Source organism: Pseudomonas sp. MHK4 (assembly GCF_054600775.1).
Window position 1 is genome coordinate 23,815 of the sequence record NZ_BAAIAK010000004.1, and the last position, 22,065, is coordinate 45,879.

The following is a 22,065-nucleotide window of genomic DNA, read 5'->3' on the forward strand; positions in this document are numbered from 1 at the left end:
TCATGGATATGCAGGTCTGGCGGCCACGCCTGTTGCGCGGCCAGTGGTTCAGCCATTTGCCTGTTTCCCTACAGGATAGTCTGCTGGCCGCCGCCAGGGTGCGGCGCTTATCAGCTGGTCAGCGCCTGTTTCAGCGCGGCGATCCACCCTGTGGCCTGTACGCGGTGCTCGAAGGCGCGGTGCGTATCGGTGCCGTGAACGAGCAGGGCAAGGAGGCGTTGCTGAGTCTGGTGGAAGCGCCTCACTGGTTTGGCGAAATCTGCCTGTTCGATGGCCAGCCACGCACCCACGATGCCTTTGGCTTGGGCCTGTGCACGCTGTTGCACATCCCGCAAACCGCGCTGTTCGCGTTGCTCGATGAGCAGCCGGTGTACTGGCGGCAACTGGCGCTGTTGATGAGTCAGAAATTGCGCCTGACCTTCATCAATATCGAACAGTTGAGCCTGATGCCGGCCCCGGCACGGCTGGCCCATCGCTTGCTGATGATCGCCGAAGGGTACGGCGAAATCGACGAACCACGCCGAGTCCTGCAACTGCCGCAAGAGCAGCTTGCTTCGATGTTGTCGCTGTCACGGCAGACCACCAACCAGATCCTGAAGGATTTGCAGGGGCAGGGGATTTTGAATCTGGGTTATGGCGAGATCGAAATCCTTGATGCCGTACGGTTGCGCGTGTTGGCTGCGATCTTTTAGTGATGGGCTTTCTTCATCAACGCGCCTAGCCTGTGATGACGACAATCGAGGTGTGCCATGCGTGTATTGCTAGTGGAAGACGAACCCGGACTCGCCAGGCATCTGGCCGAAGGCCTGAGCGAGGCGAGCTTTGCGGTAGATGTGGCGGTCAACGGGATGGACGGTCGGCGCTTTATCGAGGAGGGCGAGTATGAGCTGATCATCCTCGACGTCATGCTGCCGGGGCTCAATGGTTGGCAGCTGCTGCAGCAGATCCGCAAGCTTGGTGAGACGCCCGTGCTCTTGCTCACCACCAAGGACGGAATCGAGGATCGCCTGCGCGGGTTGGAGTTGCACGAGGATGATTACCTGCTCAAGCCGTTTGCCGTGAGTGAGCTGGTGGCGCGGGTGCGCAAGTTGTTGCGGCGGGGACAGGGGCGCTGAAGTTCCCAGGGCACGGTTAAAACCAGCTGGACTTAATCTTAAAACTGCACTAAATACAATGCATATCCACAGTTCGTGGAATTTTGCACGGTATACGATGCAGGTCGATAAATGGAAAACATTGGTGAATTGATCCGCTCACTGCGTAAAGAGCAAAAGCTTTCCCAGCAGGCCTTGGGAAATCAGTACGGAATGAGCCGCTCCACGATTTCCGGAATCGAGAACAACACAATCTCCGAAATCGGACTGCGCAAGGTCGAGGCGATCCTCAACGGGTTCGGCTACGAACTCATTGCCGTGCCTCGCCAGGCGAAGCGTCCAACGCTGGATTCTCTGAAAAAGGCCAACTTCCATGGCTGAGCCGCAGCAGCAGGACCGGCTGTGCATCAGTGTCTCCGGAGCCGTGGCCGGCACTCTCGGTCGTGGTCCGTCACGCAGTAATTCGGTGTTTACCTATGTCGAAAGCACGCAGGAAGAAAACTCGGTTTCGTTGACCATGCCGGCTCGTCTCGAAAGCTATACGTGGGAACAAGGTGTTCCGCCGATTTTCGAAATGAACTTGCCAGAAGGTGCTCTGCGTGAAGAGTTGGTTCGCCGTTTCAGTAAAGCGGTCAGGGGCTTCGATGATTTTACGATGCTGGCGATCGTTGGTCCGTACCAGCTCGGTCGAGTGGCAATTGCAAACGCGCAGGATGCGAGCGACCATCCACCCGAAACCAGCCTCGCGGACCTGCTGGCTCACGATGGTTCGCAAGGTTTGTTCGATGATTTATTGCACACCTATGGCCAGTATTCGGGCGTCTCGGGCGTGCAGCCGAAGGTGCTTGTCCGTGACAGTGCAACGACTGTCGACCGGATGACTCATCGCGGCGCGACGCACCTGATCAAGTCCTTCCGGCCCGAGGAATACCCTGAGCTTGCGGCCAACGAGTATTTTTGCATGCGCGCCGCCTTGCATTCGGGCCTGGAAGTGCCGAAGTTCGAACTCAGCGAGCACGGCAAATTCCTGGTCGTCGAACGTTTCGATCTGAATGACCGGGGTTACCTGGGGTTCGAGGATTTCTGTGTCCTGAATGCCTGGCCTTCGAAGGCCAAATACGATGGCTCATACGAAGGTGCCGCGAGGCAGATCAAGGCATTCGTCTCCCCGACATCGCTCAACCATGCGCTGGAGTCTTTTTTCAAGATTGTTGCGCTCTCGTCCGGCTTGAAAAATGGCGATGCTCACCTCAAGAACTTCGGTGTGCTGTACGAGGATTGCGCTACGGATGCGCAAATCACCCTTGCTCCCGCCTACGACATCGTGACCACTTCGGTCTACATCAAGAACGACAGCATGGCGTTGTTGTTGGGCGGGTCGAAAGCGTGGCCCAAGTACAAGATGCTGATGCGCTTTGGCCGCTCGGCCTGCAATCTGACCGAAGGGCGCTGTCATGAGCTGTTGCAGCAAGTCGCCCATGGCATGGACGTGGCGATGATGGAAATAGCGGCTCACATCAAGGGCAATCGCGATTTTGCGAGCGTTGGCGAAGCGCTGATGGAACAGTGGAAATCAGGCATGGCGCGCAGCCTCGTGAAGAGCTGATCAGCGCAACCCATCGCGAAACTGCCCCGGCGTCATCCCTGTCCAGCGCTTGAACGCGCGGCTGAAACTGCTGGTATCGGCAAACCCCAGCAAGTAACTGATCTCGCTCAACGAGCATTGCGGATCGCGCAGGTGCAGCAACGCGAGGTTTTCGCGGCTTTCGTTGAGCAGCGTATCGAATCGACAACCCTCATCCGCCAGATGCCGTTGCAGGCTGCGCAGGCTCAGGTGCAGGGCCTTGGCGATGTGTTCGGCACTGGGTTCGCCTTCCGGCAATTGCTCTTCGATGGCGTCGCGGACCTTGCGCTCCCAGGTCAGCGGTTTGAGTTGCGCCAGGGTGCGGTTGAGCACGGCTTCGTTGTGTTCGGCCAGTTCCGGGTTGGCGTCGTCCAGGTGACTGTCGAAATCCGCCAGCGCGAATTCCAGCCGATCCTCCCCGGTGGCGAAATACACCGGTGAGCGAAAGACCTTGTGCCATTGATGCGGGTCCGCTGGCTCAGGGCGACGCAAGTACACCGCCAGCGGTGCGTAGTCGCGGCCCAGGCGGTTGCGGCAGGTGCGCACATAAATCGCCACGAAGGCGTCGATGGCTTCGAATGCCGGGGCCGGATTGCCTGGGGGAATCCTCAGGTGAAAGCAGTAGCGGTCTTCGCCGCGGGTCAGTTCCAGTTCCAGGGCGTCACTGACCACCTGGTGATAACGCACGATGCGCTCGAAGACTTCGCGCAAGCTACCGCTGGCCACCAGCGCATAACCGAGCGCGTGAAAGGTGGTGGGGCTGACGAAGCGCGAGACACGCAGGCCGATCGCCGGGTCGCCGCTGACCTGCACCGCGATTTCCCACAGGCGCGTGGTACCGGACAACGGATAGCGGGCGTTCGGGTCGTCCATCAGTTGCGGGTCGAGCCCTGCTTGCTGGCACAAGGCGGTGCTGTCGAGGCCCAGGGCGTCGAGTTGCTTGCGCAGGGCGCGGGTCCAGCTGGCGAGAGAGGTCGGTTCAGTCATGCTGATTGGCGCTTCCGGTCAACAGGTTGGCGTTCTCGGCTACCGCTCCAGGCATGTGAAGCGGGCAGGATGCGAACATCAATAACCAGAGGATGGAAGCATGCAAGGTACTTCTGCAAGTCCCCAGCGACTGAATGCAACTGCGCGATCTGCACATATTCGCGAAGTGGTGTTGGCCAAGGGTGTCGAACTGCGCCAGCGCTACCCGATTCTCAAGCACCAGGACGCCTTGGGCGCGGGCATCCTGGCCTTTGCACTGGCCGGCATGATCGGTTCGGCGGCGCTCTACATCGAGGGTTACATGGCCTGGTGGGTGTGCTTGCTGCTCAATGCTTTTTTCGCTTCGTTGACCCACGAACTTGAACACGACTTGATTCACAGCATGTACTTCCGCAAGCAGCGGGTGCCGCACAACCTGATGATGGGCCTGGTCTGGCTGGCGCGCCCGAGCACGATCAATCCGTGGATTCGTCGTCACCTGCACCTCAATCACCACAAGGTATCCGGCTCTGAAACCGACATGGAAGAACGCGCCATCACCAACGGCGAGCCTTGGGGTTTCGCGCGGTTGTTGATGATTGGCGACAACATCATGTCGTCGTTGATCCGCATGCTGCGGGCCAGGACCTGGGCGCAAAAGTTCAGCATCATCCAGCGCACGCTGAAGGTCTATGCGCCGCTGGCGCTGATGCATTGGGGCGCGTGGTATGTGTTCCTCGGCTTCCACGCCGCAAACGGCATTGCCTACCTGATGGGCACGCCGATCGAGTGGTCGGCGACCACGCTGGCGGTGATGAACGTGATTGATATCGCCGCGGTGGTGATCATCGGCCCGAACGTGCTGCGCACTTTCTGCCTGCACTTCATCAGCTCCAACATGCACTACTACGGCGACATCGAGCCGGGGAATGTGATGCAGCAGTGCCAGGTACTGAATGCCTGGTGGCTGTGGCCGTTGCAGGCGTTCTGCTTCAACTTTGGCAGCAGCCACGGGATTCATCACTTTGTGGTGAAGGAACCGTTCTACATCCGCCAGCTGACCGTGCCGGTGGCGCATAAGGTGATGCGTGAGATGGGGGTTCGGTTCAATGATTTCGGGACGTTTGCGCGGGCCAATCGGTTTGTGCGCAAGGAGGTCGTTCAAGGGCAGGCTGTGGAGGGTGCTCGGGTTTGAGGGCCTCTTCGCGGGCAAGCCAGCTGCTACAAGGACCGCGACAACCTGTAGGAGCTGGCTTGCCAGCGATGGCGATCTTTCAGGCAACCTCAATCCGGCTGAAACGGCGACTCACTCAATATCACCCCGGTCTCATCCACATAGTTCTGCCAATGCTCGATCAACAGGTTGAGCTTGGCAGGCTGACTCAACGCCAGGTCATGAATCTCCCCCGGATCGCTGCCCAGATCATAAAGCTGCCAGGTCGCCGGCCCCACCGGCCCCGGGATGTAGACCGCTTTCCATTGCCCCTGGCGAATCGCCCTCCGCCCGAACAACTCCCAACCCGTCACGGTGTGCTCGTCATGCACCTGCGCCGTTTCGCCCGATAGAAACCCCAACCACGACTTGCCACGCAACGGCGCCACTGGCTTGCCGTGCCATTGCTTGCCCGGATGACGCACCCCGGCGAGATCGAGGAGGGTCGGCGTGATGTCCATCACCGTGCCGAACCCATGGCTGATCTGCCCCTTGAGCGGCAGTTGCGGGTAGTGCACCAGCGCGGGCACCCGAATCCCGCCTTCGGTGGTGAACGCCTTGAACAGCCGTGAAGGGGCGGTCGCCACTTGCGCCCAGTTCGGCCCGTACCAGACGTAGGAGTTGGCGCGGCCAATGTTGTCCAGGCTGTTGTCGTAATGCTGGTTGAGGTAGGTCAGCAGCTGCGGGCCGAATTTCGGGAAGGCTTCGAGCAGCGCACCTTCGGCGCCGTTATCGGACATGAACAGGATGAACGTATTGTCCAGTTGCCCCTGGTTGCGCAGGTAGTCGACGACGCGACCGATGTTCCAGTCCATGCGCTCGACCATCGCCGCATACACCTCCATGGCCCGCGCGGAAACCTGCCGTTGTTCGTCGCTCAAGGCATCCCATTGGGCGCTGAGCTGGATCAGCGGATGCGGCTCTACATCGGCCTCGATCAATCCCAGGGCCTTGAGCTTTTCCAGACGTTCCAGGCGCAGCACTTCGGGGCCGGCGTCATAGCGGCCGCGGTATTTCTCGACCACATCGGCCGGCGCCTGCAACGGCCAGTGCGGTGCGGAAAACGGCAGGTAAGCGAAGAACGGGCGGGTCTGATCGCGCTCCTTGAGGTACTGCAGCAGCTTGTCGCCGAAGGCATCGGAAGAATAGAAATCCTTCGGCAGCTCATCGATGAATTGATCGTCTTCGATGTACAGCGCCGGGGTCGATTTCAGCAGGCCCGGCGTGTGTTCGTCGTAGGTCGGCTCGAACCCGTAATGGTTGGCGGCGCCCGGCAGCAGTGAGAACGAACGCTCGAAACCGCGGGCATGGGGCGCCAGTTCGGCGGTCAGGCCCAAGTGCCATTTGCCGCTCATCAACGTCTGGTAACCGGCCTCGCGCAGCAGCTCGGGCAGGGCGACGACGCGGTCGTTCAGGTAGCCCTCGTAACCGGGCTTGCCGATCAGGTCAGGGGTCAGCGCTTCGGCCATGGTGCCGATGCCGGCGATGTGGTGATCGGTGCCAGTCAGCAGCATCGAGCGCGTCGGCGAGCAGGTAGGCGCGGTGTGGAAATCGGTCAGGCGCAGGCCGTTATTGGCCAGGGCATCGAGGTTGGGCGTGGCGATCTCACCGCCGAATGCACCGAGATCGGAAAAGCCCAGGTCATCGGCCAGGATCACCAGAAAGTTGGGACGTTGCGGCATCAAGAATCTCCTGTTCAGCAGGCAATGAAGGACAGCGGCAAATCACGTACCTGCACCGGTACCGGTGGTTGGTAGTGGTCGTCACTGGTGAGTTCGTGCAGCAGCTCTTCGCGCAGTTGGTGGAAGTCGAAACTGCTGCGCAGGCGCGGATGGGGCAGGGCGATGTCGACCACTTGCTTGATGCGCCCGGGACGCGGTTCCATCACCACCACGCGGTCGGCGAGGAAGATCGCTTCCTCGACATCGTGGGTGACCAGAATCGTGGTGATTTTGGCCCGCGCGCGGATCGCCAGCAGTTCATCCTGCATCTGCTGGCGGGTCAGGGCATCGAGGGCGCCGAAGGGTTCGTCCAGCAGCAAGATCCGTGGGCTGGCCACCAGGCCGCGAGCGATCGCCACCCGTTGCGCCATGCCGCCGGAGAGCTGGTGTGGATAAGCTCGGCTGAAGTCGCGCAGGCCGACCAGATCGATAAAATCACTGATGCGCTTGTGCTTTTGCTCAGCACTCAATGGCTCGTTGACCAGGCCCAGGCCGATGTTGTCGGCCACGGTCAGCCAGGGGAACAAACGGTGCTCCTGAAAGACGATGCCGCGCTCGCCACCGATGCCGGTGACGGCTTTTCCATCAACGCTGATCTGCCCGCGAAACTGCGTATCGAGACCCACCAGCAGTCGCAGCAACGTGGATTTTCCACAGCCGCTGGAGCCGACAATCGCGACGAATTCACCCTCGGCAATGTCCAGGTTGAATTCGCGGATGGCCTCCAGCTCAAAGCCGTCGACGTCGAAGGTTTTGCCTACGTGGTTGAAGCTGACGATGGGTGCGTTCATGCGTGTCTCCAGCGGGTGGCGCGAGTTTCGAGGCGTTGGCCAATCAGGTTGAGCAGGGCGCCGGTGAGGCCGACCAGCAACATGCCGGCCATGATCAGGTCCATGCGCAGCAGTTGTTGGGCACCGATCATCTGGCTGCCGATGCCGCCGTTGGACGGCATGAAATATTCGGCACCGATGGTGCCCAGCCAGGCGTAGATCAGGCTCAACCTCAGGCCGGCGAAAATGCCTGGCGCGGCGCCCGGCAGCACCAGGCGGGCGAGGCGTTGCCGCAGATTCAGACGCAGCACTTGAGCGGCCTCGTCGAGCTGCGGCGAAAGGTTGGCGACGCTGCGTTGGGTGGCGATGAACAACGGGAAAAACGCGGCGAGGGCGACGAAGACCCATTTGGCCAGTTCGCCCAGGCCGAACCAGGCCGTGAGCAGTGGCACCCAGGCGAAAATCGCGATCTGACGGAGCGCGGCGAGGGTCGGGCCGAGGACCCGTTCACTGGCGCGAGAAAGTCCGAGTAGCAAGCCCAGCGCAAAACCGAGGCCGCCGCCGAGCAATAGACCGCCAAGGGTGCGCCCCAGGCTCAGCGCCATGCCGCTGATCAGCGTGCCGTCGAGTAAACCGTCCCAAGTGGTCTCCAGCACTGTCAGCGGGCTGATCAGAATGTTGGCGTCCACCCATTGCTGATTCGTCGCCAGTTGCCACAGCAGTAGCAACGCCAGCGGCAGCAACCAGGGCTGCAGGCGTTGCCAACCTTGATATTTAGGGCCACGGCGAATTTCGGCCGTGGCCGGGTGCGGCCAGTGCACCAGTTTTTTGTCCAGCAGGCCGATGCCGCGATCCATGGCCACACCGATCAAGCCGATCACCACGATGCACACAAACACGATGTCGAGCATGAACAACTGCCGCGCCCAGACCATCAGGTAACCGATGCCTTCGCTGGAGGCGAGCAGTTCGACGGCGAGCAATGAGGTCCAGCCAGCGGCCAGTGCCAGGCGCACACCGGCCATGAACGCCGGCAAGGCGGCGGGCAGCACCAGGCGGCGGATCAACAGCCGTGGCGGCAGGCGCAGCACTGCGGCTGCTTCCCGCAATTTGGGTTGTGCATCACGCACGCCCACCAGCGTGTGCAGGGTTACCGGCACCACGATGGCCTTGATCAGCACCACCAGTTTCAACACTTCGCCGATGCCGAAAAACACCATGAACAGTGGGATCCACGCCAGCGTCGGGACTTGCGCCAACCCCGCGAAGGTCGGGAACACCAGGCGTTCCAGTGTGCGGCTGAAACCCAGCGCTGCACCCAGAATCGCACCCGCCGTGATCCCTGCCAGTAGCCCCCAGAACAGGCGCTGCAGGCTGATCCACAAATGGCTCCATAGCTCGCCGTGGAACAGTTCCAAAGCACTGTTCCAGACCAGCGACGGCGGCGGCAGGATCTGTTCACTCATCCACTGATTGCGGCTGGCCAGCCACCACAGCGAAAACAGGCCCAGTGGCAGCAACCAGGGCAAAAGCCGTTGGCCCAGTGTTGGCCATAGCCGCCGGCCGTTGAGCGGCGGCGCTGCCAGCGGCAGGCTGAGAAGGGAAACACGGGCCATGGACGACCTCCGTTGTCGGGTTGCAATACGGCCTGCCTTTTGTGGGAGCGGGCTTGCTCGCGAAAACGGCGTGTCAGGCAATGACGTATCGATTGATCCATCGCCTTCGCGAGCAAGCCCGCTCCCACAGGATTTTAGGTTGTATGCAAAATTGTTCTATAAAAATTCAAATCAATGCTTTAGGGAGATAAGCAGGACCATTTAAGGCCTCCAGCCAATACGCATCCAATGCATTCGAAGAATATTTTCGATGCTGCTCATGCATATCGCTCCAAGCGCCCCGTACTGGCTCGCTTAGCTCTAAAAGATATAAAAATGTGAATTTATAGTATTTAAGTGTAGGTCACGATTCAGCCTACTTTCAGCTCCTCAACGCCGTCGCCCCAGGAGCCGCACCCATGAACATTCCCTTCAAACGCGTCATCAGCCTGATCGCCGTACCGGCCTTGGCGGGCTTGCTGGCGTTCACCGCCCAGGCCGCCGAACTGAAGGAGATCCGCATCGCCGTACCCGATCTCAGCGCCGGCACTCAACACAGTGCAGGCGGTGTGGTGGACGTGTTGCGCGATCAGCAGATCTACGAGAAGGCCTTCGCCGATCAGGGCATCAAGATTCAGTGGAATTTCTTCAAGGGCGCAGGCCCGGTGATCAACGAAGCCTTTGCCAACGATCAGGTCGACCTGGCCTACCTCGGCGACCTGGCGGCGATCATCGGCAAGTCCAATGGCCTGGATACGCGCGTGCTCAGTGCCTCGGCGCGGGGGGTCAAGCATTACCTCGGCGTGGTACCGGGTTCGGGGATCAAGACCCTGCAGGACCTCAAGGGCAAACGCGTGGCGATCTTTCGCGGCACTGCCAGCCAGCTGTCTTTTGATGCGGCGCTGGCCAGTCAGGGGCTGAGCGAGAAGGACCTGAAGGTCATCAACCTGGATTTCAACGCTGCGGTTGCGGCACTCGCCGCTAAACAGATCGATGCGTCGTGGGGCGGTTCAAGTTTGACCGCATTGCAAGCCAAAGGCCTGGCCGAGTTGCCGTTGAACACCAAGGACCTGGGCGGCGCGGGAAGTGTCCAGGCGGTATTGGTTGGCAGCGGCAAGTTTGTCGATGAGCACCCCGAGGTGGTGGCCAAACTGCTGAAGGCTCAGCAGCAAGCCGTTCAATGGCTGACCCAGGACAGCAACAAGGAAGCGTACATTCAGTTGGTGTCGGGGCTGGCGAGTTATCCATCGGTGATTCTGACCGAGGATTTGAAGGACCAGAAATTGAGTGAAGTTTTCCCGTCGACCCTGGACCCGGTGTTCCTGGGTAAATTGCAGGATGCGGTGGATCTGGCTTCGCAGCAGAAGCTGATTCGCAAGGCGTTCAAGGTGAGCGATTGGGTGGCGCCTGAGTTGGCTGCGGCAAAACTCTGAATCGTTGGCGACAGAGCCGACGCCTTCGCTGGCAAGCCAGCTCCTACAGGGATCACCACGTCCTTGTAGGAGCTGGCTTGCCAGCGAAGAGGCCCTAAACCGCGACGGCAATCTCCTGCTTGTCCACCGCCACCAACATCTCGATCATCGCCCGCGCCGCCGGCGACAACCTGAACCCTGTGCGACTGACGATCCCGCACCGGGCATTCATGCTTTCGATGTTCTGCGGCAGGTTGCGCCAGTGCAGCAGTGCCAGCGAACCCTGGGCAATGTCCTCGACGAACGCCTCCTCTGTGCCCACCCCAATCGCGTTCGACTGCAGCACGATCTTCACCAGCGCCGGAAAATGCTCGGTCTCGATGGTCGGGGAAAAATCCATGCGCCCGCTGAGGTTCGCCAGCAGTTTGCGGATGCCCGGCGGGATCAGCGTGGTGGCCAGCGGGTAGTCGAACATGTCGTTGGTCGACAGGCTTTCCTTGGCCAGCAGCGGATGCCCGGGACGGCAGAAAAACACCCCGCGCTTGGGGGTCAGGGCCTGGGTCTGGAAGTTCGGGTCGGCTTCGAAATGACGGATGTCGGCGATGAAGAATTCGATCTCTTCACGGTTCAGCGCACGGCTGAGTTTTTCCCAGTTATCCACTTCAAAGCAGGTGCGAACTTTCGGGTGCGCATTGATGAATTGCGCGACCGCGTCCGGTACCAGTTTCACCGCCGGGGCGGGTCCGCAACCGAAGCGCAACTCACCGGCGTCGAGTTTGGTCATCTGCGTCACTTCGGCGTTGAGCAACGCCGCGCCTTGCACCAGGCTGCGCGCATGTTGCAACACCACCAGGCCTTCGGGTGTCGGGCGCAAATCCTTGTTACCGCGGTCTACCAGTACGCAACCGAATTCTTGCTCGAGCCCCTGGATGCTGCGGCTGAACGCTGGTTGAGTGATGCCCATGGCGTCCGCCGCACGGACGAAACTGCGGTGTTCGTTGAGGGCGATGAAGTAGCGCAACTGGCGAAGATCCATATGCTTTCCCGGCATCCTAAAAATAGCTCGAAGGCATTTGCGACGAGGGCTGGTTGAGGTTTTAAATGCAAGCTCTTATTCCGTCAACGAAGCATGTGAATATCTATTAGATCTAAAATGAATATAGATAGAGCGTTGTTTCGCTGCCGCTCAACCGTCAGCAGTCCGATCGAGGGTCTACCCATGAGCAATGCCGCTTTAGCTGTAAAACCCGCTGTTCACGCGCTTGAAATCCATCCGGTGGCCGGTCGGATCGGTGCCGAGATCCGTGGCGTGAAGCTCTCCGGTGAACTGGACGCCAACACCGTCGAAGCGATCCAGCAGGCGCTGGTGCAGTACAAAGTGATCTTCTTCCGCGAGCAGGACCACCTCGACGATCAGAGCCAGGAAGCCTTCGCCCATCTACTCGGCGAGCCCGTGGCCCACCCGACCGTGCCGGTGCGCGACGGCACCCGTTTCCTGCTCGAGCTGGACGGCGCCCAAGGCCAGCGCGCCAGCTCCTGGCACACCGACGTGACCTTCGTCGACGCCTACCCGAAAGCCTCGATCCTGCGCTCGGTGGTGGCACCGGCCTTCGGTGGCGACACCGTGTGGGCCAACACCGCCACCGCCTACAACGAACTGGCCCCTGAGCTGCGCGAGCTGGCGGACAAACTCGTGGCGGTGCACAGCAACGAATACGACTACGCAGGCGCAAAGCCTGACGTGTCGGAGGAAAAGCTGGAGCGCTACCGCAAGATCTTCACCTCGACCGTCTACGAGACCGAGCACCCGGTGGTGCGCGTACACCCGATCAGCGGCGAGAAAAGCTTGCTGCTGGGGCATTTCGTCAAGCGCATCAAGGGTTATTCCCAGGCCGATTCGGCGCACCTGTTCGGCCTGTTGCAAAGCCACGTCATCCGCCAGGAAAACACCGTGCGCTGGCGCTGGCAGGTCGGTGATGTGGCGATCTGGGACAACCGCTCCACCCAGCATTACGCGGTGGATGACTATGGAACCCAGGACCGGGTGGTGCGGCGTGTGACGCTCAAGGGGGAGGTGCCGGTGGGGGTGGCGGGGCAGCGGAGTCAGACGGTGAAGGGGCCGGATATTGGCGGCGTCTGATCGGACGCCTTCGCTGGCAAGCCAGCTCCTACAGGGTCGCGGTGAACCTTTGTAGAAGCTGGCTTGCCAGCGATGCTTTTTCACCACACGCCGATCTGTACCATTTTCTCGGTCTCCGGCTCGCCATAACGAAACCGCTGGCCGCGTAAATCGATCTCCTGATGACTGATGGTCGTCCGCCGTTTCAACCCACGCACCCACTCAAACAAGTACCCCGCATGCTCTTCCCGCACCGAGGCATACGCCGGGTCAGCACCCAGGTCCCGTATCTCCTGCGGATCATTCAGCAGATCGAACAGCTGCGGTCGAAAGCCGTCATACGCCAGGTATTTCCAGCGCTCGCTGCGCACCATGGTCATGCGGCAACGGTCGATGGGCTGCTGCAGCCGCTCCCGCGCAGGCGCTTGAAAGGCATAGTCGTATTCGCTGATCGCAAAGCGGCGCCAGTCGGTTTCCACGCCGTGTAGCAGAGGAATCAGCGAGCGGCCTTCAAGGCGATGGTCGGCGCCTGGTAATCCCAGTGCCTCAAGGAAGGTTGGCAGCGCGTCGATGGTTTCCACCAGGCGCTCCTCTACCGAGCCGCGCGTGGCGTCAGCCGCCTGGCGCGGGTCGCGCACGATCAGTGGAACGCCCACCGCCGGCTCCAGCAGAAACTCTTTTTCCCCAAGGTAGTGATCGCCAAGGAAATCGCCGTGGTCGCTGGTGAACACGATCAGGGTGTCGTCCCAACGACCGCTGCTCTGGAGAAAATCGATCAGCCGGCCGAGCTGGTCATCGACCTGCTTGATCAGGCCCATGTACGTCGGGATCACGTTCAGGCGCACTTCATCCCGGGAGAAATTCAGGCTCTCCTCGTGCTGGCGAAACGCGTTGTACACCGGGTGATCACTGGCCTCGCCCTGCGCTGCACGCACCGGCTCGATCACCTGCTGCGCGCCATACAGCGCGTGATAGGGCGCCGGGGCGATGTAGGGCCAGTGGGGCTTGATGTACGACAGGTGCAGGCACCACGGCTGCTCGCCTTGCCCGGCAATGAAGTCGAGGGCGCGGTCGGTGGTGTAGACGGTCTCCGAATGCTGCTCCGGTACGCGCGCCGGTAGATGGGCGTTACGCATTTTCCAGCCACTGCGGATTTCGCCCTGTTCGCCTTCGGCTGCGTTGGCCCAGTCGTGCCACGGGTTGCGCCCGGCGTAACCGAGCTCGCGAAGGTAGTGGGTGTAGGGCGCGGATTCGCGTTTGTCATCGAACAGCGGGTCGTCGGGGAAGATCCCGTCATGGCGAAAAAACGGCTCGAATCCGACTTCGTTCAGCACCGAAGCCTGATCGCCGAGCGGATCGATGGCCAGCCGCTGCAAGGCATCGAGATTGGGTGTGGCGTGGGTCTTGCCGACCAGTGCGGTGCGAATGCCATGGGGCCGTAGGTAGTCACCGATGGTCAGTTCTTCCAGCGGCAAGGGCACGGCGTTCCAGGCGACCTGATGGCTGCTGACATAGCGCCCGGTGTAGGCCGACATCCGCGACGGGCCGCAGATCGTGCCCTGGGTGTAGGCACGGCTGAAACGCACGCCGGCGGCGGCCAGGCGGTCGATGTTGGGGGTGTGCAGGTGCGGGTGGCCGTAGCACGACAGGTAATCGCGACGCAGTTGATCGCACATGATGTACAGCACGTTGCGCACGGGGTTTTGAGTATTGGACATGGGGTTCACCGATCGAGAGACAGGCGAGGTTTTTCGCTGTTGGGGCGGGGTTGAGGCAAGTGCGTTTGGGGAATGGTTTTCATGCAGTGAATGCATCCTTGCCCGGGCTGACGCCTTCGCTGGCAAGCCAGCACCTACAGGTATCAATGGTGCATGTGCCCGCCACAGAACCTTGTAGGGGCTGGCTTGCCAGCGATGAGGTCCGATCAGACGGCCAGATTCTCCAGTGAACACACCTCTTCATCCTGCCCATCAACCTCCTTGATCTGCGCAATCATCGCCTCGGCCAATGGTGACAACCGATACCCCGCGCGACTGACAATCCCATAGCGGGTGTACAGCTCCTCCAGGTCATCGGCTAGCCCATCGATCTTCAAACGCACCAATTCACCCTTGGCGTTATGCAGCGCATCCGAATAGTCGCCGACGATACCAATCGCATCCGAACGCAGCACCACACCGAGCAGGCTGTAGCTGTTTTCGCACTCCACATTGGGCGTGAAATCCGGCCGGCCGCTCAGGTCGACGATGACTTTGCGCAGGTTCGGCGGGCGGATGGTGACGGCCAGCGGATAACTCATCAACTCGGCGGCGCTGACGCTTTCGCGAGCGGCCAGGGGATGCCCGGCGCGGCAGCAGAAATGCCATTTGCGCGGGCGCAGGCGTTGGGTCAGGTAGTCCGGATCGGCCTCGAACTGTCGGGTGTCGGCGACAAAAAATTCGAACTCTTCGCCGAGCAGGCGCTTGCTCAGGCTTTGCCAGTCATCCACCTGGAATTGCACCCGCGCCTTGGGATAGCGGCCGATGAAACTGCCGATCGCCCGTGGGATCAATCCCGCCGCGGGCGCCGGGCCGCAACCGAAGCGCAACTCGCCGGCCTCCAGGCCGTTGAACTGGCTGATCTCGTTGGCCATCTGCTGCGCGCCGCTGACCAGCCGCCGCGCGTGTTCGAGCAATACCTGGCCTTGTTTGGTCGGCGCCAGGTCCTTGCGCCCGCGATCCACCAACTGACAACCGACGCTGTGTTCCAGCGCCTGGATGCTGCGGCTGAACGCCGACTGCGACAGGTTCACCGCCGTGGCGCCCGCAACGAAGCTGCGCTGATCGGCGAGGGCGATGAAGTGGCGAAGCTGGCGCAAGTCGATATGCATTTTTCACATTAAAAATATCGGGGAAATGCATTGGATATGCATTAGGTCGACTCCTTATAAAGGCAATCTCTTATGCAGTAAATCTTTGTAAAAACATAAATAAATAACTTTAAAGAATATGCACCGCTGAAAAGTCGCTGTGTGTTTTTTGCCCAGGAGCCGCCTCATGAGTCCGTTGAACCTAGCGTCACCCCTCACACCCCGACGGCTCAAACGCCTGCCCCTGGCCCTGCTGCTGGCGGGGAGCGCCAGTTGGACCCAAGGCTACGCCGCCGAGACTGCCACCCCGCAAGAGGCCCCGACGAAAGCCGCGTCCGCCAAGGCCGATGGCGCTCAGCTGGAAACAGTGACCGTCACCACCCGCCGCCGCGAAGAAAGCTCGCAGGATGTGCCGACGCCCATGAGCGTGGTCAGCGGTCAGGTGCTGGAAACGCAGCGGGTCTACCGCATCCAGGATCTGCAGCAACTGGTGCCCAGCGTCAACGTCGCCTACATGCATGCGCGCCAGTCCAGCGTGTCGATCCGTGGCCTGGGCAACAACCCGGCCAGCGATGGCCTGGAAGGCAGCGTCGGGCTGTACATCGACAACGTCTACCTCGGTCGGCCGGGCATGGCGGTGTTCGACTTGATGGACATCGAGCAGCTCGAAGTGCTGCGCGGTCCGCAAGGCACGTTATTCGGCAAGAACACCACCGCTGGGGTGATCAACATCAGCACGCGAGCGCCGTCATTCACGCCGGAACGCAGCATCGAAAGCTCAGTGGGCGAAGACGGTTACTTCCAGACCAAGGGCACCATTTCCGGTCCGTTGAATGATGAACTGGCGGGTCGATTTTCCGCTTACCGCACCCGCAGTGATGGCGACATCAAGAACGAGTACGACGGCCATGACCTGAACGGCGGCTCCCGAGATGGCTTTCGTGGCCAGTTGCTGTTCAAGCCGAACGAGGCGTTCAACCTGCGCTGGATCGGCGATTACAACGAAGAGGATTCCAGCGCCGGCACCCGCGTGTTGTACAACACCGGGCCGACCATCAATGGCGTCAACCTGTATCAGAACCGGGCCAATGCGGCGGGCGCCACGCTGGTCGATGGCACCCATCGCAAGGTCAACCTGAACAACGATCAGCACGTCACCGTGCACCAGGGCGGCACGTCGGTGGAGGCCAACTGGACGCTGCCGAGCGACTTCACCCTGACCTCGATCAGCGCCTATCGCTGGTGGAATTTCACCCCGCGCAACGACGACGGGCTGAACGTATCCGCCTTCTACAACGCGGGCGTTTCGGTGGAGGATAAGCAGTATTCCCAGGAGTTTCGCCTGGCGTCGCCCACCGGCGGATTCTTTGATTATGTGCTCGGCGCCTATTACTTCGGCTCCAACCTGGACAACAAATCGTTCTCCTATTACGGCCCGCAAGCGGACATCTGGAACGGCACGCCCGCAGGCGCACTGGCCAACGTCACCAGCATCGGCAAAGGCCACATCGAGACCGACAGCTTCGCCCTGTTTGCCCAAGGCACCTGGCACCTCACTGAGCGGCTGGACTTCACCGCCGGTGTGCGTGGCACGTACGAAGAGAAAAGCGCCTGGGTCGACCGCAATGCACCCGTGGGTGGCGCGGCGGTGGCCGGCGCGGCAGCGGCGGTAAGACAAGGCCGCGCAGGGGCTTACGACTCCGGCGATTTGAACCAGTACAGTTCCAGCCCCTCGGGTCTGCTGAACCTCAGCTACCACTTCAGCGATAACCTGCTCGGCTACGCCACGCTGTCCCACGGCGAGAAATCCGGTGGCGTCAACCTGGCCGTGGGCACCGCACCGGTCGCCGGCGCCGACTCGCTGCTGATCGGCACCGAGCGCGCCAACAATGCCGAACTCGGGTTCAAAAGCACCCTCTGGGACCGTCGCCTGCAACTCAACGCCAACGTGTTCTGGACCCAGGTCAACGGCTACCAGACCAACGCCTACGACGACGTCAACCGCGTGCAATACCTGACCAACGCCGGTTCCGTGCGCTCCCGCGGCGTAGAATTCGACAGCACGCTGATCCCGTTGCGCGGCCTGACGTTGAACATCAACGGCTCCTACAACGACGTCAGCTACCTCTCCTACAAAGATGCGCCGTGCCCGCCGGAAGTCAGCCTGGCACCAGGCGCCCCGGCCTCTTGCGACCTCAGCGGCCACCAGGTGGTCGGTGCTTCGAAATGGATCGGCAACGCCAACGGCGAATACAAATGGAACCTGAGTAACGGCTTCGAAGAGTACGTCACCGCCAGCTATGCGTTCCGCTCCAAGGCGGTGGGTACGGTGGAAGATTCCGACTTCGGCCAGATCCCGAGCTACGCCGTGGTCAACCTGTCCACCGGCCTGCGCGGCGACTTCAATCAGGGGCAGTGGGACGTCTCGCTGTGGCTGAAGAACGCTTTCGACAAAACCTATTACACCACCCTTTGGACCGGTGCCAACGGCGGTTACGAAGGCTTGCTCGGGACGCCACGGACCCTGGGCGTGACCGGTCGGTACGACTTCTGATGCGCTGAAAACCATGCCCTTGGGGAATATTTTCAATGCCTGCAAAGCATGAGTTTTCGGCCACCTGGTCGCAGCCCTTACCGGACAAGGCCTGCAACGAATCGAGCATTTTTCATATTCGTTTTTGCTCTAGCTATAACGTCAAATATTACTTTCAGAGATAAGCGTCTAACTCAATGATTAACCCGTCGATACGTCGTTCGGGGGAATGTCGGGTTCGGCGTATCGGGTAATTCGCAAAAAAGACCGCAGGGAGTAAATCAATGGGCAATGTCCAGAACGCCGCCAGCGCACACGAGGTGCTTTGGCGCCAGGCGCCAGGTGGCGAGTTGGTCGACCTCGGGCGGGTTCACCGCGTGCCCTTGGGCCAGCTGCGTTTGCAGCGTGCGCCAAAGGGCATCCTGAGCCGACGCGAAGCGATCCTGCTCGGTGTGCTGGCGTTGCTGGTGCACGGTGCGGTGATCTACTGGGTCAATCAGCAGCCGACCAAGGCATTGCCGATCGTGCCGCCGGAAATTCCACCGATGACCATCGAGTTTTCGCGTCCGGCACCGCCAGTGGTCGAGCCGCCTCCGCCTCCGCCACCGCCGCCGCCGCCGGTGGTCGAACCGCCACCGCCCGTGGTGGATGAGCTGGCAGCAAAACCGGCGCCAAAACCGATTCCCAAACCAAAGCCAGTGGTCAAGCCAGTACCTAAACCTGCGCCCAAGGCCGTCGAGCAACCGCCCGCGCCGCCACAACCGGCTGCACCGGTTGCAGCGCCGGCACCGCCCGCGCCACCCGCGCCAGCGCCGGTTACGCCAGCCTCGGCCAACGCCGCGTACCTGAAAAACCCGGCGCCGCAATACCCGTCGCTGGCCCAGCGTCGCGGTTGGGAAGGCACGGTGTTGTTACGGGTACATGTGCTCGCCAGCGGCAAGCCCGGCGAGATCCAGATTCAGAAAAGCAGTGGCCGCGAGGCCCTCGACGAGGCCGCACTGAGCGCCGTGAAACGCTGGAGTTTCGTGCCCGCCAAGCAGGGTGACGTGGCACAGGATGGCTGGGTCAGCGTGCCCATCGATTTCAAGATTCATTAAACCGACACCTATTTAGCGCGAAACCTTTACACGAGGAATTCACCATGACGTTATTGGCATCTCCACTCGAATCCATCGAAAGCGCGGTGATCTGGCTGCTGGTGGTTTTCTCTGTCGCCACTTGGGGGCTGGCGTTGCTCAAGGGTGTGCAGTTCGGCCGCCTCAAGGCCCAGGATCGAAAGTTTCACAAGCAGTTCTGGGCCGCCTCCAGTCTTGATTCGGCAGCGGAACTGGCTGAAACCCAACCCGGCGCCGCGGCGCGGGTGGCACAGGCCGGTTATGCGGCGATCCAGGTGGGCGAGGCGCCACACGCAGCGGATTTGAGCCAGGCGATCAATCATCAGGACCGCCTTGAACGAGCCTTGCGCCAGCAGATCGTGCGCGAGCGCCGTTCGCTGGAAACCGGCTTGGCGGTGGTCGCGAGTATTGGTAGCACCTCGCCGTTCATTGGTTTGTTCGGCACGGTGTGGGGAATCATGGAGGCGTTGAAAGGCATCAGCGCAGCGGGTTCGGCGAGCCTGGAAACGGTAGCCGGGCCGATCGGTGCAGCCTTGGTGGCCACCGGTGTGGGGATCGCCGTCGCGGTGCCGGCGGTGCTGGTTTACAACTACTTTTTGCGCCGTTTGAAGCTGACGGCGGCGGACCTGGATGACTTTGCCCACGACTTCTACAGCCTGGCGCAGAAGAGTTCGTTCCGCGTGTTGATCCACCCGACGGCGCACAAAACCGCGGCATCGGGTAATGCACAGAAAGTGAAGGAGGCGTCCTGATATGGCCTTCTCCACGCAAGACAGTGATGAGGTGCTGAGCGAGATCAACGTGACACCGCTGGTGGACGTGATGCTGGTGCTGCTGGTGGTGTTCATCGTCACCGCGCCGCTGCTGACCAACGCGATCCCGATCAACCTGCCCAAGACCGAGGCTGTGGCGCCGGTAGAGCAGAAGGACCCGCTGGTGGTGAGCATCGACGGGGCCGGCAAGCTGTTCATCAACAAGGATGAAATCCAGCCGGATTTGCTGGAGTTCAATCTACAGGCGGCCAAGGCCAAGGACCCGGAGGTCCGGGTGCAATTGCAGGCCGACGATGGAGTGAATTACGGCGAAGTGGCGCGGGCCATGGCGTCCATTGAGCGGGCAGGGATTACCAAGTTGTCGGTGATCACCGCGCGCTGACAGATTTTCGATTTTCCGGGGCCGTCTCCTTGGCAGGGTGCGGCCCTTTTTTTATGTCTGTCAAACACATCACCCCTGTAGGAGCTGGCTTGCCAGCGAAAGCGGTGTGTCAGGCGCGACGCCTTCGCTGGCAAGCCAGCTCCTACAGTTGAGCGCGGCTCATATTCTATATAGGTCTTAATAAATAGCTTCTTATTCCTTAACGAATATAACTCCCGTCCCTATACTCGACCAGGAACAGACACGCAGCAGGAGAGCTCCCCCATGCGCAACGAATCAATTCGCTACCTGATTGTGCCGGGCTGGCAAGGATCGCCAGAAGATCATTGGCAAAGCCACTGGCAGAACAGCCTGCCGAACAGCACACGGGTGGAGCAGGCCGACTGGTTGACGCCCCGTCGTGAAGACTGGGTGGCGGCACTGGCCGAAGCGATTGCCGCCGACAGCACCCCGGTCATCCTGATCGCCCACAGTCTTGGCTGCATCACCGTTGCGCATTGGGCGGCGACTGCGCCTGTGCAGTTTCTGCGTCAGGTACGTGGCGCCCTGCTGGTGGCGCCGGCGGACGTCGAGCGCCCGGCCTGCGCACCGGCCCTGCGCAATTTCGCACCGATTCCAACCGACCTGCTGCCATTCCCCAGCCAGGTCGTCAGCTCCGACAACGACAGCGCCGTCAGCGCGCCGCGGGCCCTGGAGCTGGCGCGTAACTGGGGTGCGGAAGCGGGGATCCTGGCGGGCGCCGGGCACATCAATGTGAAGTCGGGTCATCAGCGTTGGGAGCAGGGTTTTGCCTATCTCTATCGTCTGCAAAACCGCATGGAACACCACGCCCTGCGCCGCGCCTGAACCTTTTGTTTTTTTCAACGCCCCCGTCCTTTGGCGGATTTGGGCGGGAGTCTGCCATGAGCTTTGAAACCTTCGGCCAGCCGCTGCTGACCTTTCCCGACGCAGAAAAAAGTCCCCTGAGCATCCGCGCCAAGGCGCTGGTATTCGTCGATCCGCGCTCGCGGCAATTGCGCCAGGAGCTGGAGCAGCTGGCGCCGCGCTCGATCTCGGTGCTGATCCGTGGGGAAACCGGCAGTGGCAAGGAGCTGCTGGCGCGGCACATCCATCGTGCCAGTGATCGCGGTGGATTGTTTGTCTCGGTCAATTGCGGGGCGATCAGCCCGACCTACGCCGATGCCGAATTGTTCGGCTACGCCGCCGGCAGTTTCAGCGGCACGGCCAGCAGTCGCGCCGGCTGGTTCGGTTCGGCCAACGGCGGCACCCTGTACCTGGATGAAATCGGCGACCTGCCGCTGCCGATCCAGATCAAACTGCTCGCCGCCCTGGAAAATCACGAAGTGACCCGCGTCGGCGCGCATCAACCCAGCCCGGTGGACGTGCGCCTGGTCGCCGCGACCAGCATCGACCTGGCCCAGGCGGTTGCCGCCGGTAAATTCCATGAGCGGCTCTACCACTACCTCAGCGAAGGCCAGCTCGAACTGCCAGCCCTGCGCGAGCGGGTGGGCGACATCCTGTCCCTGGCCGAATATTTCCTCGGCATCTACAGCCAGCGCCTGGACCTGCCCGTGCCGCTGATCAGCGAGGCCGCGCAAGTGGTGCTGGAGCGACACAGCTGGCCGGGCAATACCCGGGAGCTGGAAAACGTCATTCACTTTGCGCTGTTGGTGAGTACCGGTGACGAGATTCTTCCAGAGCATTTGAATTTGCCCGATGAAGGTTTGGCGCAAATCGAACGGCAACTCCAACAGATCCTCGACAACGGCTCCGCCGCCGAAAAAGCAGCCTTGAAACACATTCTCACAGACGCCGGCCTCCTGTAGGAGCGAGCTTGCTCGCGAAGGTCTTCAACGATGACGCGTTTTTCCTGGAGGCACGCAGTGCCCTTGCGCCCATC

20 protein-coding genes are annotated in these 22,065 nt (G+C 61.1%); 13 read left to right on the top strand and 7 right to left on the bottom strand.

Translation table 11 applies throughout. The annotated features are described in order from the left end of the window. Positions 1–2 precede the first annotated feature (2 nt). The 4 genes from ACYP2Q_RS12015 (at position 3) to ACYP2Q_RS12030 (ending at position 2,700) form a co-directional block, all read left to right on the top strand. Positions 3–692 carry a Crp/Fnr family transcriptional regulator gene (locus ACYP2Q_RS12015; RefSeq protein WP_459730653.1) on the top strand — a complete coding sequence of 230 codons (690 nt, stop codon included), beginning with the start codon at positions 3–5 and terminating at the stop codon, positions 690–692. A 57-nt stretch (positions 693–749) separates the two neighbouring features. Continuing rightward, on the top strand, positions 750–1,115 hold the full coding sequence (locus ACYP2Q_RS12020; protein ID WP_459730654.1) for a response regulator: 366 nt from the start codon (positions 750–752) through the stop codon (positions 1,113–1,115). A 111-nt stretch (positions 1,116–1,226) separates the two neighbouring features. After that, the gene (locus tag ACYP2Q_RS12025) at positions 1,227–1,475 is read left to right on the top strand and encodes a helix-turn-helix domain-containing protein (RefSeq protein WP_459730655.1); all 249 of its coding nucleotides are present in this window, start codon (positions 1,227–1,229) and stop codon (positions 1,473–1,475) included. Continuing rightward, a complete protein-coding gene (locus ACYP2Q_RS12030; protein WP_459730656.1) occupies positions 1,468–2,700 on the top strand; it encodes a type II toxin-antitoxin system HipA family toxin in 1,233 nt (410 codons plus the stop codon). The genes ACYP2Q_RS12025 and ACYP2Q_RS12030 overlap by 8 nt, the downstream gene beginning before the upstream one ends. Here ACYP2Q_RS12030 and ACYP2Q_RS12035 read toward each other — a convergent pair whose 3' ends face one another. Continuing rightward, positions 2,701–3,705, bottom strand: a complete 1,005-nt coding sequence (locus ACYP2Q_RS12035; protein ID WP_459730657.1) for an AraC family transcriptional regulator — start codon at positions 3,703–3,705, stop codon at positions 2,701–2,703. It lies immediately after the preceding gene. A 100-nt stretch (positions 3,706–3,805) separates the two neighbouring features. On the opposite strand from ACYP2Q_RS12035, the gene ACYP2Q_RS12040 reads away from it, so the two are divergent. Next, positions 3,806–4,879 carry a fatty acid desaturase gene (locus ACYP2Q_RS12040; protein ID WP_459730658.1) on the top strand — a complete coding sequence of 358 codons (1,074 nt, stop codon included), beginning with the start codon at positions 3,806–3,808 and terminating at the stop codon, positions 4,877–4,879. Positions 4,880–4,968: 89 nt separating this feature from the next. Here ACYP2Q_RS12040 and ACYP2Q_RS12045 read toward each other — a convergent pair whose 3' ends face one another. Genes ACYP2Q_RS12045 through ACYP2Q_RS12055 form a run of 3 tightly spaced genes read right to left on the bottom strand, consistent with a single transcriptional unit; the run spans position 4,969 to position 9,004 of the window. Then, positions 4,969–6,579, bottom strand: coding sequence for an arylsulfatase (locus tag ACYP2Q_RS12045; protein WP_459730659.1), 1,611 nt, complete (start codon positions 6,577–6,579; stop codon positions 4,969–4,971). A gap of 14 nt (positions 6,580–6,593) precedes the next feature. Continuing rightward, on the bottom strand, positions 6,594–7,409 hold the full coding sequence (locus ACYP2Q_RS12050) for an ABC transporter ATP-binding protein (RefSeq protein ID WP_459730660.1): 816 nt from the start codon (positions 7,407–7,409) through the stop codon (positions 6,594–6,596). After that, positions 7,406–9,004, bottom strand: a complete 1,599-nt coding sequence (locus ACYP2Q_RS12055) for an ABC transporter permease (RefSeq protein WP_459730661.1) — start codon at positions 9,002–9,004, stop codon at positions 7,406–7,408. Before ACYP2Q_RS12055 ends, ACYP2Q_RS12050 begins: the two co-directional genes overlap by 4 nt. Before the next feature lie 398 nt (positions 9,005–9,402). On the opposite strand from ACYP2Q_RS12055, the gene ACYP2Q_RS12060 reads away from it, so the two are divergent. Further along, positions 9,403–10,416 (top strand): ABC transporter substrate-binding protein, encoded by a 1,014-nt coding sequence (locus ACYP2Q_RS12060; RefSeq protein ID WP_459730662.1) that lies wholly within the window; start codon positions 9,403–9,405, stop codon positions 10,414–10,416. Between the two features lie 94 nt (positions 10,417–10,510). Here the strand turns inward: ACYP2Q_RS12060 and ACYP2Q_RS12065 are convergent, their stop codons facing one another. Next, entirely contained in the window at positions 10,511–11,431 is a 921-nt protein-coding gene (locus ACYP2Q_RS12065; protein ID WP_459730663.1) for a LysR family transcriptional regulator, read from the bottom strand. Positions 11,432–11,614: 183 nt separating this feature from the next. On the opposite strand from ACYP2Q_RS12065, the gene ACYP2Q_RS12070 reads away from it, so the two are divergent. Continuing rightward, on the top strand, positions 11,615–12,535 hold the full coding sequence (locus ACYP2Q_RS12070; protein WP_459730664.1) for a TauD/TfdA dioxygenase family protein: 921 nt from the start codon (positions 11,615–11,617) through the stop codon (positions 12,533–12,535). An 80-nt stretch (positions 12,536–12,615) separates the two neighbouring features. On the opposite strand, the gene ACYP2Q_RS12075 is transcribed toward ACYP2Q_RS12070, so the two are convergent. Together ACYP2Q_RS12075 and ACYP2Q_RS12080 are read right to left on the bottom strand one after the other, a co-directional pair. After that, complete coding sequence (locus tag ACYP2Q_RS12075; protein ID WP_459730665.1) at positions 12,616–14,232, bottom strand: alkaline phosphatase family protein; 1,617 nt, start codon at positions 14,230–14,232, stop codon at positions 12,616–12,618. 206 nt (positions 14,233–14,438) lie between these two features. After that, a complete protein-coding gene (locus ACYP2Q_RS12080; protein WP_459730666.1) occupies positions 14,439–15,383 on the bottom strand; it encodes a LysR family transcriptional regulator in 945 nt (314 codons plus the stop codon). A gap of 166 nt (positions 15,384–15,549) precedes the next feature. On the opposite strand from ACYP2Q_RS12080, the gene ACYP2Q_RS12085 reads away from it, so the two are divergent. The 6 genes from ACYP2Q_RS12085 to ACYP2Q_RS12110 all read left to right on the top strand — a co-directional run bounded on the left by ACYP2Q_RS12085 (position 15,550) and on the right by ACYP2Q_RS12110 (position 21,991). Then, positions 15,550–17,916, top strand: a complete 2,367-nt coding sequence (locus tag ACYP2Q_RS12085) for a TonB-dependent receptor (protein ID WP_459730667.1) — start codon at positions 15,550–15,552, stop codon at positions 17,914–17,916. 263 nt (positions 17,917–18,179) lie between these two features. Then, the gene (locus ACYP2Q_RS12090) at positions 18,180–18,992 is read left to right on the top strand and encodes an energy transducer TonB (protein WP_459730668.1); all 813 of its coding nucleotides are present in this window, start codon (positions 18,180–18,182) and stop codon (positions 18,990–18,992) included. A gap of 44 nt (positions 18,993–19,036) precedes the next feature. Beyond that, positions 19,037–19,762 (top strand): MotA/TolQ/ExbB proton channel family protein, encoded by a 726-nt coding sequence (locus tag ACYP2Q_RS12095; protein WP_459730669.1) that lies wholly within the window; start codon positions 19,037–19,039, stop codon positions 19,760–19,762. Position 19,763: 1 nt separating this feature from the next. Beyond that, positions 19,764–20,165: an ExbD/TolR family protein gene (locus tag ACYP2Q_RS12100; RefSeq protein ID WP_034148436.1), complete on the top strand. Its 402-nt coding sequence runs from the start codon at positions 19,764–19,766 to the stop codon at positions 20,163–20,165. Positions 20,166–20,429: 264 nt separating this feature from the next. Beyond that, positions 20,430–21,011, top strand: coding sequence for an alpha/beta hydrolase (locus ACYP2Q_RS12105; protein WP_459730670.1), 582 nt, complete (start codon positions 20,430–20,432; stop codon positions 21,009–21,011). A gap of 56 nt (positions 21,012–21,067) precedes the next feature. Beyond that, positions 21,068–21,991, top strand: coding sequence for a sigma 54-interacting transcriptional regulator (locus ACYP2Q_RS12110; RefSeq protein ID WP_459730671.1), 924 nt, complete (start codon positions 21,068–21,070; stop codon positions 21,989–21,991). Positions 21,992–22,065 lie beyond the last annotated feature (74 nt).